17 protein-coding genes are annotated in these 19,444 nt (G+C 31.5%); 13 read left to right on the top strand and 4 right to left on the bottom strand.

Annotation, left to right across the window (positions count from 1 at the left end; all coding sequences use genetic code 11):
* Positions 1–105: 105 nt before the first annotated feature.
* On the top strand, positions 106–864 hold the full coding sequence (locus FOC32_RS09195) for a Hachiman antiphage defense system protein HamA (protein ID WP_175967112.1): 759 nt from the start codon (positions 106–108) through the stop codon (positions 862–864).
* Entirely contained in the window at positions 857–4,300 is a 3,444-nt protein-coding gene (locus FOC32_RS09190; protein WP_175967110.1) for a DEAD/DEAH box helicase, read from the top strand. Before FOC32_RS09195 ends, FOC32_RS09190 begins: the two co-directional genes overlap by 8 nt.
* Positions 4,301–4,489: 189 nt before the next feature.
* Here the strand turns inward: FOC32_RS09190 and FOC32_RS09185 are convergent, their stop codons facing one another.
* A complete protein-coding gene (locus FOC32_RS09185) occupies positions 4,490–4,987 on the bottom strand; it encodes a hypothetical protein (protein WP_175967108.1) in 498 nt (165 codons plus the stop codon).
* A gap of 92 nt (positions 4,988–5,079) precedes the next feature.
* On the opposite strand from FOC32_RS09185, the gene FOC32_RS09180 reads away from it, so the two are divergent.
* The 7 genes from FOC32_RS09180 (at position 5,080) to FOC32_RS09150 (ending at position 13,065) form a co-directional block, all read left to right on the top strand.
* The gene (locus FOC32_RS09180; protein WP_175967106.1) at positions 5,080–5,286 is read left to right on the top strand and encodes a helix-turn-helix domain-containing protein; all 207 of its coding nucleotides are present in this window, start codon (positions 5,080–5,082) and stop codon (positions 5,284–5,286) included.
* 66 nt (positions 5,287–5,352) lie between these two features.
* Positions 5,353–6,456: a CBASS cGAMP-activated phospholipase gene (locus tag FOC32_RS09175; protein ID WP_175967104.1), complete on the top strand. Its 1,104-nt coding sequence runs from the start codon at positions 5,353–5,355 to the stop codon at positions 6,454–6,456.
* Positions 6,453–7,754 (top strand): CBASS cGAMP synthase, encoded by a 1,302-nt coding sequence (locus FOC32_RS09170; RefSeq protein WP_175967102.1) that lies wholly within the window; start codon positions 6,453–6,455, stop codon positions 7,752–7,754. The genes FOC32_RS09175 and FOC32_RS09170 overlap by 4 nt, the downstream gene beginning before the upstream one ends.
* Positions 7,755–7,758: 4 nt before the next feature.
* A complete protein-coding gene (locus FOC32_RS09165; protein WP_228761253.1) occupies positions 7,759–9,522 on the top strand; it encodes an E2/UBC family protein in 1,764 nt (587 codons plus the stop codon).
* Positions 9,512–9,973: a Mov34/MPN/PAD-1 family protein gene (locus FOC32_RS09160; RefSeq protein WP_175967100.1), complete on the top strand. Its 462-nt coding sequence runs from the start codon at positions 9,512–9,514 to the stop codon at positions 9,971–9,973. The genes FOC32_RS09165 and FOC32_RS09160 overlap by 11 nt, the downstream gene beginning before the upstream one ends.
* A gap of 199 nt (positions 9,974–10,172) precedes the next feature.
* Entirely contained in the window at positions 10,173–11,507 is a 1,335-nt protein-coding gene (locus FOC32_RS09155) for a tyrosine-type recombinase/integrase (RefSeq protein ID WP_228761252.1), read from the top strand.
* Complete coding sequence (locus FOC32_RS09150; protein ID WP_175967096.1) at positions 11,494–13,065, top strand: hypothetical protein; 1,572 nt, start codon at positions 11,494–11,496, stop codon at positions 13,063–13,065. Before FOC32_RS09155 ends, FOC32_RS09150 begins: the two co-directional genes overlap by 14 nt.
* Here FOC32_RS09150 and FOC32_RS09145 read toward each other — a convergent pair.
* Positions 13,000–13,968: an IS30 family transposase gene (locus tag FOC32_RS09145; RefSeq protein WP_014538385.1), complete on the bottom strand. Its 969-nt coding sequence runs from the start codon at positions 13,966–13,968 to the stop codon at positions 13,000–13,002. The genes FOC32_RS09150 and FOC32_RS09145 overlap by 66 nt on opposite strands.
* Before the next feature lie 442 nt (positions 13,969–14,410).
* Between FOC32_RS09145 and FOC32_RS09140 the strand changes: the two genes are divergently transcribed.
* Together FOC32_RS09140 and FOC32_RS09135 are read left to right on the top strand one after the other, a co-directional pair.
* On the top strand, positions 14,411–14,992 hold the full coding sequence (locus tag FOC32_RS09140; protein WP_175967094.1) for a hypothetical protein: 582 nt from the start codon (positions 14,411–14,413) through the stop codon (positions 14,990–14,992).
* 8 nt (positions 14,993–15,000) lie between these two features.
* Positions 15,001–15,930 (top strand): hypothetical protein, encoded by a 930-nt coding sequence (locus tag FOC32_RS09135; RefSeq protein WP_175967092.1) that lies wholly within the window; start codon positions 15,001–15,003, stop codon positions 15,928–15,930.
* A 31-nt stretch (positions 15,931–15,961) separates the two neighbouring features.
* On the opposite strand, the gene FOC32_RS09130 is transcribed toward FOC32_RS09135, so the two are convergent.
* A protein-coding gene (locus tag FOC32_RS09130) for an IS3 family transposase (protein ID WP_122959110.1) occupies positions 15,962–17,106 on the bottom strand; the annotation gives its coding sequence in 2 pieces (ribosomal slippage) (positions 15,962–16,842 and positions 16,842–17,106; 1,146 coding nt in all).
* Positions 17,107–17,285: 179 nt separating this feature from the next.
* Here FOC32_RS09130 and FOC32_RS09125 point away from each other — a divergent pair.
* A complete protein-coding gene (locus FOC32_RS09125) occupies positions 17,286–18,296 on the top strand; it encodes a hypothetical protein (RefSeq protein ID WP_217706273.1) in 1,011 nt (336 codons plus the stop codon).
* Positions 18,297–18,620: a hypothetical protein gene (locus tag FOC32_RS09120; protein WP_175967088.1), complete on the top strand. Its 324-nt coding sequence runs from the start codon at positions 18,297–18,299 to the stop codon at positions 18,618–18,620.
* Here the strand turns inward: FOC32_RS09120 and FOC32_RS09115 are convergent.
* Positions 18,577–19,399, bottom strand: a protein-coding gene (locus FOC32_RS09115) for an IS5-like element ISAba27 family transposase (protein ID WP_104426124.1) whose coding sequence is annotated in 2 segments (ribosomal slippage) — positions 18,577–19,017 and positions 19,019–19,399 — 822 coding nt in all. Because the reading frame shifts where the segments join, the coding sequence is not laid out codon by codon here. The genes FOC32_RS09120 and FOC32_RS09115 overlap by 44 nt on opposite strands.
* Between the last annotated feature and the right edge of the window lie 45 nt (positions 19,400–19,444).

The following is a 19,444-nucleotide window of genomic DNA, read 5'->3' as shown; positions in this document are numbered from 1 at the left end:
CTCCATAAAAAGAGTATATTTAATGAAAAATCTTTATTATTCTATACATTGTTAAATCCAAATTATTAAATTACTAAAATTTTTAAAACTTTAAGGGGTAGAGTTATGATCGAAGATTTATGTGATTTAAATGAAATAAATATAGGTCAGCATACTTTCAAATTTTTAGAGTTAAAAGAAGATAATTTTGATGCTTTAAAAAATTTATTAATTTCAGAATTTCCTGAAACTTATTTATCTAAATTATCATTCGAACGGACAATGGTATTGTTAGGTAAAGAAGCAGCATATATAAAATTAAAATCAAAGTTCCCAAAAGGGAAAAAACTTCGCTCAGGTGATGTTGGTGAGGTAATATCACGAACTTATATTGAAAAGCATTTAGATTACATTGTACCTATAAAAAAACTGCAATGGCGTGATCATCGTGAAATGGCAATGAGAGGTGATGATGTTATAGCAATAAAAATTGATGGTGATAATATAAAATTTATTAAATGTGAGGCTAAATCAGTACAAAGTCTTAATACCAATACTCTAGCGGATGCAAGAAAAGAACTAGATCAGTATGATGGTAAACCGTCACCACATTCTCTAGACTTTATAATTGAACGTCTTTATGAAATACAAAATGAGGAATTAGCAACTAAATTAGAAATGCATAAATATAATAATCAAATTAGAAAAAAAGATGTAAAGCACCTATTGTTTGTATTTACAAAGTCAAATCCTAATAATCTTCAAAAAGCAGCTTTTGAGGCTTATGAAGGTGAATATTGTCAGATTTCAGTAGGATTGAAAATAAAAAAACATCAAGATTTTATTACATCAGTATTTAAAGAATTGGATGATATTTATGCATAAGGAGTTAATAGAAGAATTAATTACAAAGTATTTAGATCCAGAGTTTAGAGGAAGATTGATTGATCGAGGATTAGCACGATCAATGATTTGGAAAAATGGAATTCTACCTGATAACGCCGCGGATTTCTCAGATGAACTATCGTATGACATATTATCTTATGGGTATTCATTGCTATCTCTAGCAATTAAAAGTGTAGATAACAATGTCAGTGAAGTTTTAAGAAATCAAGCTTTTGAAAAAGCTGCTACTGCTTTAATGACCATAATTTATAATGGTGAAACTAGCTACAGTAATTATTCATTTCACGCATTGATGTGTGCTAGCTCCTATCATTTAGCGCATTACTCAGCAAAAAGTTATAGTCTTTTAAAAAAAACTGAAGAGTATCTAAGTGATAATATTCTAGAAAAAAGCTTAAGATTACTTTTAATTAGAGATTTTAATGGGCTATTAGCAAATATTCCTCTTTGGAAAATTTCGTTAAAAACTGATTTAGATTTATTAATAAATGATGAAAATAATGAATTAGATGAAGCCTCTACACACTTAAGTTATTTAAATAGTGTTTTAATTGATAGATATTTAGAAGTGATTTATGAATATATAGACCTTCTTGAAATAGGAAATAATAGCCGTTTAGATTCAATTAATAAAAAATTAAATGAAAATATATCGATCAGTTTAAAGTATGATTTTTTAGAGGATTGGTGGATCTATAGAATAACTTTTTATTTATTAAATGATTTGTGGGAACGCACTTATCATAAAGTATTACCAGTAGAGAATGATAATCGCGATTGGATGAGATACAGATATGAATTTATCAGGCAGTTATTGAAAAAAAATAATGCTGAAATTGACTTATGGCCATCGCAAATTGAAGGTGCTAAAAAAGCAGTAAATGACCTTGAAAATTTAGTTATTTCCTTACCGACCAGTGCAGGAAAAACAAGAATTGCTGAATTATGTATTTTAAGAGCATTATCAAAGAAAAAGAAAGTAATTTATATTGCTCCACTTAGAGCTTTATCAATTCAGACTGAAATTACATTAATGAACTCCTTTCGTGATTTAGGTAATACCGTATCATCTTTATACGGTGGACTAAGTCTATATGGTTATCAGAGACAACAATTTTCAGATAGCGATATATTAATAGGTACACCAGAGAAGGTAGATTTTTTACTCAAACATGATCCTGAGCTATTAAATGATGTTGGTCTAATTGTAATTGATGAAGGTCATATGATAGGACCTGGTGAAAGAGAAGTTAAATTTGAAGTTCTAATACAAAGCTTAGTAAATAGACATGATTCAGATTCTAGAAGAATTGTATGCCTCTCCGCTATTCTACCAAGTGGTAAACAACTAGATGATTTTGTGAGTTGGATAAGTCGTGATGAAGAAGGAAAAGCTATCTCAATAAATTGGAGACCAACAGATCTAAGATTTGGAATAGTGTATCCAAATTCCTCTAGTGCGGCTTTTAGACTTGATTATGTGCTAGGTACACAAAACCCTTTTATACCTCAATTTATTAATAAGATTACAATTACAAAAAGATCAAAGTTTCCTAATTCTCAACAAGAGTTATGTTTAGCAATAGCATCTAAATTCATTCATGAGAATCAAAGTATTCTTATTTACTGTCCTTTAAAGGGTTCAGTAAACTCTTTAGCAAAAAAACTAATAGAATTAAATAATAAAGATAAACTAGATTTTAAAGAAATATACTCAGACTCTCAATATTTCAAAAATGCTTTAAGAATTGCGGATGAGTTGTTCGGTTCTAACCACTATATTGTATTATGTTTAAAATTAGGGGTTGTTGTTCATCATGGAAGCCTGCCTAAAGAATATCGAACAGCTTTAGAATTATTACTTAAGAACTATAAAGTAAAACTGATTATATCGTCTCCCACATTAGCACAAGGTCTTAATTTACAGGTCAATGTTGTACTTTTTCAATCTATCCACCGAATGCAAAAGCTGATACCACAGTCCGAATTTAAAAATGTAATAGGCAGAGCAGGAAGATCGTTTGTCGATCTACAAGGAATAGTCCTTTATGCAAATTACGATAACAGTAACTACAAAGCAAAAGCTTGGGAAGATTTAATCCACGGTAAAGAACAACTTTCATTAGTGAGTGGGTTAAAAGAAATTGTAATAAATTTAATAATCACTCTATTAAATAGTCTAAATGAGGAGGAAATTGAAAAATATTATGAATACATAGTAAATACAAATTTTGGGATAGATTTAACTTTAAAAAATTTTGAAGCTAGTATTCAGGAAGAGAATGAGTTAAAACAATGGCGGGATAAACTGAATCTACTAGACTACTCTATAATCAACCTAATTGGCGATAAAGATATTGAGATTTTTGAACTAGCTGAGCAAATTGATCTAGCTTTACAAAAATCCCTTTTTTACAAGCAACTACAAGAATTTAGTGATAAGGAACAATTATTACTAAAAGGATTTGTTAAGAAAAGAGCCGAAAACTTATGGTTAAAAACAACAAAAGAATCACGAAAACAACTTTATCTTTCAGGAGTTAGTTTAGAAACAATCGATAATAGCAATTCAGTCATTGAAGATATTTTCAGAGATTTATTTCTTATTCAGTCAATTTTAAAATATCCTCATCTTAGTGAAGATCCAATTACAAAATATTTAATAGAGTTATCTCTCAGAATATTTTCAATCCAAGAATTTAGACATAATAATGCACTAAATGATGATGACATTCGACTCATCTTGTCTAATTGGTTGACTGGTAAGAAATATTTCATAAATGACAAGATTGATGCGATAGTAAATTTTATAGAAAAGGATGTCTCTTATACTCTAGTTTGGGCTCTAGAATTTATAAAATCTAGGGATGATATGCTAGATAAATTTCTTATTGAAGAGGAAACATTTGATTTTATTAGCCAAGCACTTGAATATGGGATGATAGATAAATGTGCAATCGTCTTAATGCAATTAGGAATGAGTTCTCGATTGCAAGCTCAAAATTTGGCAAATTATTTGAACTTTAGTGATCCTCAGCAAATGGCTCTATGGATTTCAGAAATTGATCTTGATAGTTTACAAGATCAATTGGACAGTGAGTTAATAGCTTCACTAAGAAAAATTGTTAATAGAATAAATCCATTTGATGAAGCGAAGATAATAGCTGTACTTCCTGATGAACCAGTGATGTGGTTAGTCGACGATCCAGAGACTTATCTGTTCTCAAATTTAAAATTAATAAATATAGACTCTGAAACATTCATATTATCCAATAGAGCTGAAACTATTGGGAAACTTAAAAAATATATTGATTTGGAGCTAATAAAAACTCTACATATTCATATTAATGACGATTCTACAGTAGACATAAGATACCAATGCTTGAATAACCACTTATTGTATAGAGATTTGTAGATTAAGAAAAAGACTAGTTAACTACGTAACGACATTTCCTTAGAAAACTTGACTGAAAATGAATATTTATAAGTCTTTCCTTAACTTAAGTTCAGTAAATTGACTGTCCAAGTAAAGAAAGAATAGGTGTCCAATATTAAGAGCTACTTAGTGTTCATTTATGTATGAATATGCAATTATCACAATTAATTAAACAGATTTATTGTTATTGTTGATAATACTATCCATTAGCTTAATGTTAGACTTAAGTTTTCTTATATCTTTTTCCAATACTTCTTTAACTTCAACGAAATATTTTTCTAATGAGTTATCATTAGATAATAAGTCTTTAATAAAATTTATATTTGCTTCCTTTTCTTCCACTTCATCTAGGAATAATATTTTTTTTCTAGAAAAAATATTATCTAGTTTAGCATTCCTATATTTTTTTCTTAACTCTTCTAATCTTGGAGTTTCACTGTACATGAATAATTGTTTACTTGATTGGTCTGTATCAATTTTCAAGTATTGACATCTTACAAGTACTTTCAAACCAGCATACATTTGACGTCTACATTTTCTTTCTTCGCAAAGCTTATTCAATTCCATTACTTGCCAAAAGTTTTTAGCTTGCCAATTAACAATTTTATGCTTATCAAATATTTCCAAAAACTCATTGTATAGAGGTAGATTTACGGCATTTTTCATAATCATATAGGTATTTAAAAAATACGGATTATAATCCGTGGATATATAGTCCTCAATTCTTGATATTTCTATTTTTGAGCAATTAGTTTCAAATGTCAGACTTATCAGTAGCGATTGGACAATTAATCCGCAATAAAAGAATTGAATCAAAAGTCACTCAAGAATCGTTAGCCCTTCAATGTGGTATTGATCGTAGCTATATGGGGCGTATTGAACGTGGTGAAGTCAATTTGACAGTAGAAAAACTTTATTTAATAGCATCTGTGCTAAAGGTTGATATAAAAATATTATTACCTTGAATTTTCTCCCTTGAAAAATATTTTTTGATCACAATATAAAAAAAATTAATAAAAAAAGAGAACACAATGAATACACTTCAACATCCAGAATCGCAAGGTACATCACCGCCAGACAATTCAGAAAAAATTAAAGTTTTAAGTTTAAATGGCGGTGGTGTACGTGGCCTCTTCACTATCAGCTTGCTTGCCCAACTTGAAACGATTATTGAAAAACGAGAGAAAAGAACTGGTGTCAAAATTGGTGATTATTTTGATTTGATCACAGGCACATCTATAGGCGGCATTCTAGCACTAGGATTAGCAAGTGGTAAAAGTGCGCGGGACTTGCAGGAAACATTTGAAAAAAGTGCACCTCATATTTTTCCTGCGAAACGTTTCAGATTCAAAAAGTGGATTACACCATTTTATCCAATCTACAAAAGTGATCCTTTGTATGAAACTGTGAAAAGTATGATTGGTGAAACCATTAAATTTGACGACCTTGAACGTCGAGTAATGATTACATCACTCAACCTATCTACAGGCAGACCAAAGTTCTTCAAGACACCACATAATCCTATGTTTACGCTTGACGGAGAAATTAAGTTGATTGACGCAGCGATGGCCACATCAGCTGCACCAACCTATTTCAAACCACATTTTATTAGCAAGCTAAATCACTATTTTGCTGATGGCGGATTAGTTTCTAATAACCCTAGTTTTATCGGTATTCGCGAAGTCTTGATAGATATGAAAGATGACTTTCCAACCGCAGAGCCTAAGGATGTGAAAATTTTAAATATCGGTACTCTGAGCGAAAATTACTGTATTGGGCCCAAGACGTTATCTGAAAAATGTTCAAAAGGTTACCTAGGTTTATGGGGAATGGGCGAGCGTCTTGTTTTAAGCACTATGACTGCAAACCAACACTTGCAACGTTTTATGTTGTTACGGGAGCTAAAAGTGCTTGGTATCTCCAATAATTACGTTGAAATTGATGAAACCATTCCAAATGAAGCATCTTCTGACATCACTTTGGATAACGCTTCACAGAGCAGTTTAAATGCCCTCAAAGGTATGGGGGAAAAATTGGGTGCTGAGAGATACAGTGAAGTTAAAGAATTGCGTGACTTCTTCCTGAAAACAGCAAAACCGTTTGTTAAATCTAATAATAATGGAGTAGCAGCATGACTTGGAATTTTCACAGTTACTATACTAATCGTGATGTCGGTCTAATTGGTCAGCTCATCCTTGCTGATCATGAGAAAGAGGGTCTAAAAGCGTTACGACAAATCGTCCGTGAACGAACACGAGATGTATTTGACGAGGCCAAACAACTTGTAAAATCATCTAAGCAATTTGATTCAGCACTACTCTTTCGTAATGAGTTCAAAAATACAAATTTCAAATATCTTCCAATTGATGATCAACGAAATTTATCTGAACTCATCATGGAACTTTCTCCTGATCTCAAAGATGAATTTATGAAGATCAATCCTCGCTTTTGGACGCAAGGAAGCTTCACGTACGACACATTGAATCGTCCATATAAACCTACTCAAGAAATGGACATTGATGATGGCACATATCTTCCGATGCAGTTCTTTGAAGATAAACCTGCAATTGGTCATCAACTTCTATTACTTTTGGTGGATGCATCTCTTAAATCTTTAGCTGCTGAACGCTATGGGTGGTCATTTGAACCTAAGGAAACGTGTGGTCGTATTAATATTCCAGCAAAAAGCGTTCATATAGATGTACCAATGTATGCAATTCCTTATGAGAAGTTTTTGGAAAAAGAGGTATTATTAAAAGAGGCTGCCAACAGACGATTTTCGATGGAAATGTACGACAGCATTTCAGTTGCCGACCATGCTCTCTATGATCAAATTGAAACTGACTGTGTAAATTTAGCTGTACGCAAGAATGATGCAAAATGGATTAAAAGCGATCCGAAAGATGTCCATTTATGGTTCCAGGATGCGTGTCAACGAACTGGTCAACATTTACGAAAAGTTTGTCGCATTCTTAAAGCATGGCGTGATGCTGGTGATTGGCAAGAAGGTAATGGTCCATCCTCAATTTCTTTAATGGCAGCAGTGGTAGACATCTTGGACTGTACTACTGTAGATCCGAAAGATTTTGGATTATTGATGCTGACAGTTGCAAGAAAACTTCCAGATGCTTTCCATAATGGTGTTGAGAGCCCTGATGAAAATGATGATCGCCCTTTGTTCCCTCCATACTATGAGCATGAACCTAGGCACAAAGAAGTTATGCAGAAGCTAGAGCAATTGGTTAAATCACTCGAATCCGCGTACACTGCATATACCAAGCAAGATGCTTTAGATATTCTTAATGGCGAGTACGGTGATCGAGTTCAAGATCTAAGTCTTATCGTGTCTCAAGCAGCAGCTCCTGCTTATGAAAGCGCTCCATCTAAAGCAAAAGAAGCTGCTATTATCAGCACTTCAATGAAAAGTGGTTGATTGAGTGTCAGAATTACATGCTGTGATGCTTGATTGCGGATATAAACACCTAGCAATCAAGCAACGAAATAGATATAAGGCTTTATGTGACATTGATGATAAATACCCTATTTACTTTAAAGAGTATTCAACATCTGAGGGTACTTTCACAATTGCTCTAGAAATTGGCTATGACGCATATACAATTTTGCCGTGGGCACACATCATCAGCAAACCTACAAAGTTTGATGATCTCCTGCTTCCACACGTTAATAATGGTGGATATCTTTGCTATGTTGAGCAAATGGAAGCCGATTGGAACCCGAATGATATTAGCAATCTATATAGGACTATAGATTGCCAGATCCAGCTTACTTTAGATAACTCAATTCAATCTTTAGCTAACGGTCAAATAGACCAAATTGAATTAGAGGGTGAGTTTGTTGCTTATTGGAAAGCTGAGAGAGCAACTTATGCTCTGACTGATTTGAACTCGCTGAATGGCGATGTTGCATATCTAACTCGAAATATTTCTACTGATGGATCTGATTACCTTGAATCTATTTTGTTTGGACAAAAAGATAAAGATATTCAGGCTAAATGGCTAAACCAAAGATCACTTAAGGAATTTGACTCACATAAACTTAATGTATTTCTTCTCAAAGTTAGACCAACAAAACTTTCCGGTATTCCTTGGCCTCCTAAAGATGCCAAAGCATTAATCCAATGGTTAGCTTTCGTAGATCATAATGCTAAAGCACATTTGATTAAATATTTTGTTGATCATCCTTATAAACACCATTTGATTGTTTTAGAGATAGATAAACAAGATACATTCGGGGTAATACTTGAACTGAATCAAACAGCAGTACAGTTTACAACATATGCTAATCCTAGAAAAAAAGGTAAAGGTGGACGTAAACTTAATTTGGTACGAGCAAGTCATGCTCTTACGGGCAAGTATGCCTTTAATAAATTCCAAAGAATTTCTTTTGTGAAGTCAGATAGAGATACAATCCTTTCCCGCAATCGATCTAGACCTGAAATTGGCGATTTACGAACGAAGAAAATTGCTTTAATTGGTTGTGGAACAATTGGTGGATACTTGGCTGAACTTTTAATTCGTGCCGGTGCTGGTATGGGAACCAAAAGTTTAGATTTATTTGATCATGATAAATATGGTCCGCACAATTTCAGTCGGCATACATTGACTAGCAGTAATTTTGGAAGATACAAATCAGAGGCTCTTAAAGATAGCCTTCAAAACTCAACGCACCTTATAGTCAAGATCAAAGCTTATAAGTGTGGATTTCCTATTATTAAAACCTACTTATCATATTACGACATCGTTATTGATGCCACTGGCCGAGCACCTGTATCAAAACGCTTAACAAAAGTTAGTCGAGAGATTGAAGTTAAGGATAGACCTATCATTGTTCATGGATTTAATGACGGCAATGGTATCGCATCAAAAGTATTCATTGATAGCTCAGATGGATGTTATAACTGTCTATGTGGCGATCCGGCTTTCTATAAAAATGGTACTGATATACGTTTTGAGAAGCTATTAAAAGTAAACAAAAAGAAAGTGTCATGTGGTAACACATACACACCATATGATGCAGCAGTTAGTGTTATGACAGCAGCATTGATGCAAGAAGCGGTTTTATCCACTTTAGAAGACAAAAGAGACTGGAATTATAAAGAACATATCTTCATGGGTAGCCGTACTAAAAAGCCGACTTGGATTAAAAAACAAGACTTTTGTGAAATCTGTAATGGTCGATAAAGAACTCGTTTTTAAATCTCTGGATGAGTCCTTAGTCGTAATCTCGACTGAAGTAGCAAATATATTGCTCTCATATCGGCAAATGAATGATTCTAGCCCAGAAAGTGCTGGAGTATTGATAGGTGAACGTAGAGATATCCATATAGTCATAACAGACTTATCTGAGCCAAGCCAATGGGACATCAGAAGCAGATTTATGGTGGATCGAATAAGTAAGCATCATCAAAAGGTTATTGATGATGCTTTTAAGAAAAGTAAAGGTAAATGGCACTACTTAGGCGAGTGGCATACACATCCAGAAGATGCCCCAAAACCTTCTATGACAGACTACACAAGTTGGCATAAAAACCTCAAATCAAAATTACCGCTGATTTTAATTATTGTTGGACGAACACATTTTTGGGTAGGTAAGAAAACCCAAGACAAGATTGAAATCCTTAAACAGATTTAGAATTATACAACTTACATAGCGTTTACTAGAGGCTGTAGTTATTTCTTTATAAACATCAAATAAATATATGCATTTACCTTAAGTTACCTCCTAGGTAAATTGAGAAAAACGTACATCATGATTGAAAATAAGTCTTTCATTAACATTTTTATTAACAATATTGTTTTGACATTACCATAAAAACACCTAGGATATGAACTTGGCCTATAAGTTAAATAAGGTTAATTACATGAAAACTAGGTCTGTTTCCCTCAATATATTCTTACAAAATTGTCAGTATGAGACTAGAGGGACTAATGATATTAAAATTATTTCCAAGCAATTACCTGAACATGAGGCATATACAAATTTTCCTCAGCTTATTCACTTAGATAACATTGAAACAAGCATAGAGTTTAACTTGTTCTTAATTGAAAAGTTTAGATTTAATGATTTCTCTGTTAACCATTCTAAAAGAGGGGATGAAATCAGTATATTGAGAATTAAAAGTATTCAAACAGCACTAATCATCTTCTTAACTTGGCTGACTGAGAATAATATTAACTGGAAAGATGAAGCTTATGAAGATAATGAAGATCCTATTAGTTTATTTAGGAACTATCTAATAGATCGCATTAAATCTACGGAGTTTCCTATTGAGTATGAAACAGCTAGAACCTATCTAAATGATGTGAAGATACTATATGAATGGGCCGTTCATAACAGTTTAATAAGTCGTCTTCCCTTTACTTATTCTAATGCTTACTATATAAACGAACATTCAAACATAACTAATTCTAAAAAAGCCCCTATTGTTAAAATTATAAAAAAAAGTATAAATATTCCTAAAAAATACAAAGGAGTTAAAAGTAAAACTTTAAGTGCTTACACCCATGAAGAATATAATTATCTCATTAGTGCCAAATATACTCAAACCCAAAATAGACAGATTTGGATAAAGTTAGCAAAAGAATATGGTTTAAGAAGATCAGAAATTATAAATATCAATGAGGATATTATAGATGAAAGCAATAATGGATTGTATACAGTTACAGGCAAGTTTGGTAAGAAAAGAGAAATATATTTTCAAAAATCAATTCTAAATGAAATAATAAAATACTGTAATAGTGATGATCGAAGGTTAGCTGTACAAAAGTATTTTAAAAAAAATGGATACACATTATCCCCTCCCTTATTTCTGAACAATAAGGGAGAGAGGATAACTTTTAAAACAATCACAAATATTATCTATCCAGTAAAAGACGAGTTAAAAGAGCAAGGAATTATATTCAATAAGACTTTTCACGATTTAAGAGCAACCTATGCCTTAAATCGCGTTATGGAATTATGGAACAAAGGAATTGATATGGAGCACATACGTTTTGTTGTTAGTGATGAATTAGGGCATGTTTTATTTGAAACCACGAAGAAATACCTGACGACGAAAAATACTAGAGAAAATTGGATTGCTCAAAGCGGTATAGGAGAAGTTTTAGAAAAAAATAATATCTACCGTGATGAACAAAATAGGGAGAATTTAAATGACTTTCTATGAGTATATGCAGAGTTTTCTAGAAGACTATGATTTTGTTACCAATTCTGAAAAAACGATAGTTCGTTACTGCTTTGAGATCAAAAGACTAATTGAGGAATATCCTATTTATTTTAGGAATGAACTTGATCGAGATATAGATCTGCTAGTTAACGATAACGAATATCGTTTAGAATTGGAATTAAAACTATACTGTGAATTTAATCAAATTTACAAAAATGGCTACTCACGTATACTAAAACTATTATCACGCTATAGTGGTAATGAAATTAAAAGAGCGTCCTCATTAACAATAGCTGAGAACGAATTTAGATTAATAGATTTATATCTTTTAAATAAAAGTCTTACTCTTAAACTCAGAAATCTTCTAACTGAATTTTTACCTTCTTTATCCCCTTTATCGCAGAAAAATATATTTAAAGATTTTCGTAAATTAATAATTGATAGCAATCAATTTTCTAAATCAACCTCATTAGGAAATTTGGCAGATAATATTGAAAATAACGTAGAAATAGGAGTTAAGAAAAAATATCTTATAAAAAAATTACGTGGAAAGAAAGTCACTATCTTGATTGGGAATACTGTGCATGACATTACACGATATTATAAACTAAACCCAATTGTGTTATCACAATATGAAAAGATCAAAGAAAATTTAACCAACGAAACTGAAATAAAACGTTTTTTTGAATTTAAAAAAATATTAAATAATCATTTAAAAAAATATCCTAATGATGAATCAAAGATAAAAGAACATGGTCTTCTTGCAATTTCTAAAAATAAATACGAAATGCTTATAAAGTTAAGATCATATATATCAACTAAATGTTTTAATTATGTAGTTTTCATAGTTGAAATCTTAACAAATGAAAAGTTTGATTATGAAAAGTATGATCACAAACATTTATATATTAACCACAGGCATCATAATGTATCAGTTATACGTCTAGAAAATCTATATAAAAAATCAGAAAAATTTGCATCCGAATTTTACCAGTTTTTTCATAAATATCTTTCTAAGATTAAATATAATGAATTAAATGAAGTATCTATTAAATATAACATCTCAACCTTGAGACAGATATTCATTAATTATACTGATTCAAATGACCTAGAAAAATATGGGTTAAAAATATTATCAGCCGATAATTATTCATATTTTAGAGATATTAAATCAAAGATAAATGAAAAAGTTATTTTTGAGAAGCTAAAACCAAGCACTAAAAACCATTACTTTATTATTTTAAAATGGCTATGTGATTTAACTAAACAAAAATACATCAGAGACTATGACGACAAAAATTATAATCAAGAATTAGTTAAAAATGATGTACTTACTAATAGTTATTCACAAAAAGAGTTAATGAGTATACTTTATAAATTAATTGAAGTCATTAAAATTAATGAAAATGATTGTAGTAAATCATTAGTTGCTTACTTTGCATTAATTCAAATAACTACTGGCATGAATGTATCTACTTTATGCAGGGCGAATTCAAACATGAGGTGCGACAGTTTGAAAAGTCTTATGATAATCAACAAGCTGAGCAAATTTCTCTAATGGTGTAAGCCAATCTAACGCTTTTCTAGGACGAGTATTCAGTGACATGGCAACTTGATTTAAATAATGCTGATCTGCCTGATTTAAATCAATCCCTTTAGGTAAATATTGCCTAATTAAACCATTCATATTTTCGCATGTGCCTTTTTGCCAGGGTGAATGTGGGTCACAGAAATATACATCTATGCCTAAATCTTCTTCAAGTATTTTATGTTCTGCCATCTCGCGTCCACGGTCATAGGTCAACGTTTTACGCAGTTCTGCAGGTAAATATTTCAGAGCTTCAGTTAAAGCCTTGCGCACTGATTCTGCCTTTGCATCAGGTAATGTTGCCAAGATACAGAGCCGTGTATTTCGTTCAATAAGTGTTGCTATCGAACTTTTATTGTCTTTACCTTTAATTAAATCAGCTTCCCAATGACCCGGTATTTTTCTTTCTTGAACTTCGGCTGGGCGCTCATGAATAGTTTTAATATCCTGTAATATAGAATCTTTTTTAGGTTCACCGTTAGCTTTTCGCTTTTTATTTTCATGACGCAGACAGGATAATAAGTCTTTTTTCAACTCACCCTTTGGTAATGCGCGTATCGTTGAATAAATCGTTGTATGGCTTACATTCATTGTTTGATCCAAATCAGGAAATGTCTTTAAACGCTTTGCTATTTGCTGAGGAGACCATAAACAACGGATCGCTTCAACAATAAATTTCCAGAGGATTGAATCGATTTTGAGTTTTCTGTGACCACGTCTACGTCTAGCGAAGGTGTTATCAGAAGCATATCGAGCTTGATAAACGTCATTGATGCTATTTCTTTTAAGCTCACGATAGATCGTACTAGGATGTCTTTTAATGAGTTCAGCAAATTTTCTGGCTGAAAAGCCTTCTTTTCTTGACTCAAGCATTAATGCAGTACGATCTTCAAAGTTAAGATGATGGTATGACAATTTTATATACTCCATAAACCCTTTAAATTAATTAGGTGGTTTATGTCGCACTTCAAGTTTTACTCTGCCCAGTCTTAAACTTACAGAAGAACAGTATAAACAAGATAAAAATATATTTTATTTAAATTTCTTAAAAGCTAGGGCAAAAAATAATACTGAATCGCATGTTTACTTTAAAAATGCAAAAGACAAAACTATTTATTTATTCCTCTATATACGGGATATTTTAAGAAAGCAAATTCTAGAAAAAGCAACTAATCCCGAATTTAAGACAGATTATTTCTTTGTTTTTCTTTCAAGGTTAGGTGAATTACAAGTTGCTCACCATGAAAACATAGTCAAAAAAGTCAATGAGTTACTAAAAGATGTTGGTTGTGATGTGAGTTACGACACTGTACGAATGCGTAAGACAGTTAGCAATAAAGTCTATAAAATAGTATTAAACCAATTCTCTATTTATCGATCATTAATAAATCATAGTTTTGATGTATATGTTCGTCATTATGAAGAAATAAGTACAGCAGAATGTAATCAAAATCTTTCTAAAGGAACAAAATCATTAGAAATACATTTAAAAAGAGAAATTAATCTAGATATTCCTGAAATCAAGGATATTAGTCCAGAAAGCTCTGCCATCATAAATGACAATATAATCCAATTTACTCCAATAGGTAATTGCTCAGAAGTGCCATTAGATAATATTCAAAACTGTTCTGATTATCTAGCATGTATATTTTGCAAAAACTTTAGCGTAGTAAATAGTGAAGCACAAATTCATAAATTACTAGATTTTAAAAATATCTGTATATCTCAAATGATGGCAATTTCATCATCATACAATCCAGAGTCCGTAATACCTCTCGCCATTAACGAATTTAATAGCCGTATTGAATATATTCTGAACCTTTTAAAACAGAATGATCCGAAAATTTATAATTTAGCTATAATTAATTATAAGCCTAATCAATTCTTCTCATTATAGGGTTTGAAATGACTGATTTACACTTCGTTCTTGATGCTATCACTATTATTGATGGTGAAGGAAATATATCCTTTAAAAGGTATAGTGAAGGATTAATAAAAAAGATTAATTCTAAAGTTGTTTTAATCAATCCTCAGCGAAGAGACTGTCTGCATGAAATTCAATTTAAAGACCCTAGATTTGTTTTTGGTATTAGTGAAAAACCAATATCATTTGCATCTTTAAGTAAAGACTTTGAATATGAATTAAAAGCAATATGTTTAAGTATGGTATTTCTTGGAAAACAAAGAGATTTTAAAAAAATAAAGTGGTCTTCTATGAAGAGAGTTTTTTCTCATTTAAAATATCTAGCATCAATATTAATGAAAGAAAACTTAAAATCTTTTAGAGATTTAAATAAATTAAAATCACTAGAGCTACAACTAATTTTTAAAAAATTCAACCACTCTATTAAAAGTAAAAAAGAGCATTTAGCTGTGTTAATTTCAATTTTGAATAATTATAGATTAATAACTCCTCAAACTTATAGAGTATATGAAACGTATCAACCTAAAATTAGAGATAATCATAAAGAAGAGAATATAAAGACTAATAAATCTAATAGTTATCCTATAATTCCTGATCATGTTTTATTAAAAACATTTGAAGCAATTGAGAAATACAAAAAAGAATTTGAGGAAAAATATAAAATTTGGATAAGATACTTTACTGATGAACTTGAAAATATTAAAAAAGGTAATTATTTAGTCAAGAATGGTGAATATTTATCTAAAAGAGATCATGGGTCTATAAAAGGTTATAGTTTCATAAAATCCCTTAATAAATTTAGAAAAGTTGTTATCTTTAATACTCTTTTATTTACAGGCATGAGAAAAGATGAAGTTAAAGAACTGGAAAATACTTGCACCAGAGGTGGTCCCACTTGTTTGAACAACTAAAAGCGTATTTATAAGTGATATTCCGCTCTAGTTAAGCCACCTTGTTTTGTTGGGGTAGCTGATCATAGTAAAACTCATTTGGTGTCATTTTGTCTAGACTCGAATGAGGTCGTTTCAAATTATAAAACTCAAAATATGCACTTAATTGCTTTTTCGCATCTGTGACACTGCTATAAGCTTTGAGATACACCTCTTCATATTTAACGCTCCGCCATAATCGTTCAACCATCACATTATCTACCCATCGACCTTTACCATCCATACTGATTTGAATGCCATTTGATTTCAATACATCAATAAATGCATCACTGGTGAACTGACTGCCTTGGTCTGTATTCAATATTTCAGGTGATCCATATTTTTCAATCGCTTCATTTAAAACCGAAATACAAAAATCCACATCCATACTAATCGATACCCTATGCGCAAGTACCTTGCGGCTATGCCAATCAATCACAGCACATAAATAAACAAAGCCTTTTGCCATAGGAATATACGTTATATCCGTAGACCACACTTGATTACTGCGCAGAATAGCCAACCCTTTGAGCAGATATGGATATTTACGGTGAGCTTGATTAGCCTGGCTTAAATTTGGTTTGCAATATAACGCCTGAATACCCATTTTCTTCATTAAAGTACGTGTATGACGTCGTCCTATATGATGCCCTTGACGATTCAACAAATCACGCATCATACGACTGCCTGCAAAAGGATATTGCATATGTAATTCATCAATACATCGCATCAGCTTCAGATCTGATGAGCTAACAGGTTTTGGGCGATAATAATAACAACCACGGGAGACTTTCAGCAGCTTAGCTTGCTTAGATACTGAAATCTGAAGTGAGTCGTCGATTAACTTTTGTGGTTGAAGCGGCCCAGTTTCTTCAACACACCTTCTAAAAAATCAATTTCTAATGCCTGCTCACCGATTTTTGCATGTAACTTTTTAAGATCAATGGGGGGTTCTGATGGAGCTTTTGATTGATCGAAAGCTTGCGAGGAAGCTGAGATCAATTGATTTTTCCAGTCAATAATTTGGTTTTGATGAACATCAAATTCAGCACTCAATTCAGCAAGTGTTTTTTCTGCTTTAATCGCAGCAAGTGCTACCTTAGCTTTAAAATCATTTGAATGATTTCTTCTTGGTCTACGTGCCATAAAATACTCCATATATTGATGTTTATAACATCATTTGAGGAGCAGAATATCACTTATAGGAGTTGTTCAAATTTACGGATCCATCTCTCACCTTTGAAGATACAGGTACTTTCTATATAACATCTTCATTAAATAAAACTGTAGATCATAAATTAAAACTTTCATGGATAAGCTCTCAATCATGTAATGAAATGATCAATCTTTTAATTAAGCTCAATAACAAAGTCAAAGAAAGAGTACAAGCTATTCTCGATACGAAAGATTCTCGTTTTAATGAAGAATATATAACACATTTAAAAAGTAATTTAAAAGATGATAAGATATTCTGCTTTAATTATTCATTAAATACTTGTAGTTTTGATACTTTAGAATATATCAAATCAAAAGATCTAAATAGTAATTTTTCTGTTTTTAAAATTACTTTAGATAGGCATGATATTGATCAACTCGAATTCTTAGAGTGCAACTATAAATCTACCCAAGTAATGTCAAAAGAGTATATGGTTAAATATAATATTAATGATTACTTCAACTTCTCTCCTCACCAATTTCGCCATACATTTGCCTACTTTATGATTGTAAACAATCTATGCACAATTAGAGAAATTAAGCATCAATTTAAGCATTTGAGAAGTTCTATGACTTATATTTACTCTAGGAGGGCTATTTACACTGAATTAATTAATCAATCTATGACTCTTGATGAAACTATCAAAATAAAATCACTTATGGGATTTTCTGAATCTATTGCTAAACAACAAAGTATGGGAGGTGGTGTTAAATTTATTTTGAATGCTTTAAATTTGAAAGACTTTAAATATAACATTTCTATTGACCCTATTGAGTTTAAGCATATTGATCAAATCAACTCCTATCTCAATAAAAATAAAGATTTTATTAACTTTTTACCTCATGGCTTCTGTATGAATGGTTCTGATTGTTCTTTAAAATCAGTTGCTGATCCATTAAGCTGTATAAATTGTTATGGCTATATTACTACACAATCAAATCTGCCTTTTTGGAGAGGATTATTAGAAGACCTCAATACAAAGTTGGCTCAAATAAATCAACTCCCTGTTGATCTAAGAAATAAATATACTAATTTATCTTTAAATATTGAGGAAAAGCAGAGAAAAATATCTGAGATAATTGATACTCTGAATGGTAAGAAAATTGATATGACTGAAATTGAGGTAACTTAAATGAAAAAAGATTTAACTGATCTTATTGAAGGTCTACTAATTTATTTGGAACTTACTTCTATTCATGAATTAAGATCATTATCTATTAATGAAGATTTAATTAGAAAAGTAGCAAATTTCTTATCAGGAACAGATGAAAAAATTACTATAGGTAAAATTGCAGAATTATTAGATATAAATCGTGCATCTATTTATAATACTTATCCTAAAACGCTTGAGTATATAAAAGGTCTAATTATTCTTCAGAAAAATAAAAACAATAGACCTCTTGCGAAAGTCGTTATTGCAAGTTCATCCGATTTACCAGTGCAGCGATTAAGTTAATGCGTAAACCGAATCTTTTCCGTCTATTTCGATAGCGTTCACTTAATATTCTAAATGTTTTCAATTGACTATTAATATGTTCGATCACAACTCGTATTTTTCCAATCATTTTATTGTACTTTTTCTCAACATCAAATAAGGGTAAATTCTTCTTTTTCTTTATTGGCATCAATAATTTAAAGCCATCTTGCTCTAATCCGTAGTACCCTAAATCGGTCATAACATATTTACAATGTTTGAATTTTTTAACCGTTCTTCTTGCCAATTTAATGTCATGCTGACTGCCATTCGATATATCTAGCCCTATGATTTGTTTGCTGTTCGGATGATAGATCACTTGTGCTTTTAGCGTATGTTTCTTCTTTTTACCACTGTAGAACTTACTCTGATTTTTTTTTCGGACGTTCTATTGAACATTCTGTCGCATCAATAATGACCCAGTTAAACTGTTCGTCTGCTGTGGTAATGCTTCGTTTTGGCAGAGTAAACCGTCTTGATTTCATCAATGCATCTTCAACCTTTTTAATGGTTCGATTCACATTACTTTCAGCGATATGGTAATTTGCAGCCAACTCCAATTGAGTGCTGTAATTCCGTAAGTAATTGAGTGTTAATAATAATTGATCCTCTATAGCTAAAGTATGAGGACGCCCAGATTTCTTTTTAAGTGATTCTACTTCTTTTAAAACTTCGATCATTTCACTAAAAACTGGTCGAGGTACACCAACCAAGCGCTGGAATTCAGAATCTGAAAAACGATTTAATTTGTGATATCTCATGAAATTTAGATTGAGGTGGTTTTTACTTTCGCAAGAGGTCTAATC

This window comes from Acinetobacter sp. FDAARGOS_724 (assembly GCF_013364475.1).
Taxonomy (GTDB): Bacteria; Pseudomonadota; Gammaproteobacteria; order Pseudomonadales; family Moraxellaceae; genus Acinetobacter; species Acinetobacter variabilis.
The sequence above is the reverse complement of the archived record's forward strand: the minus strand, read 5'-3'. Positions and strand labels throughout refer to the sequence as shown.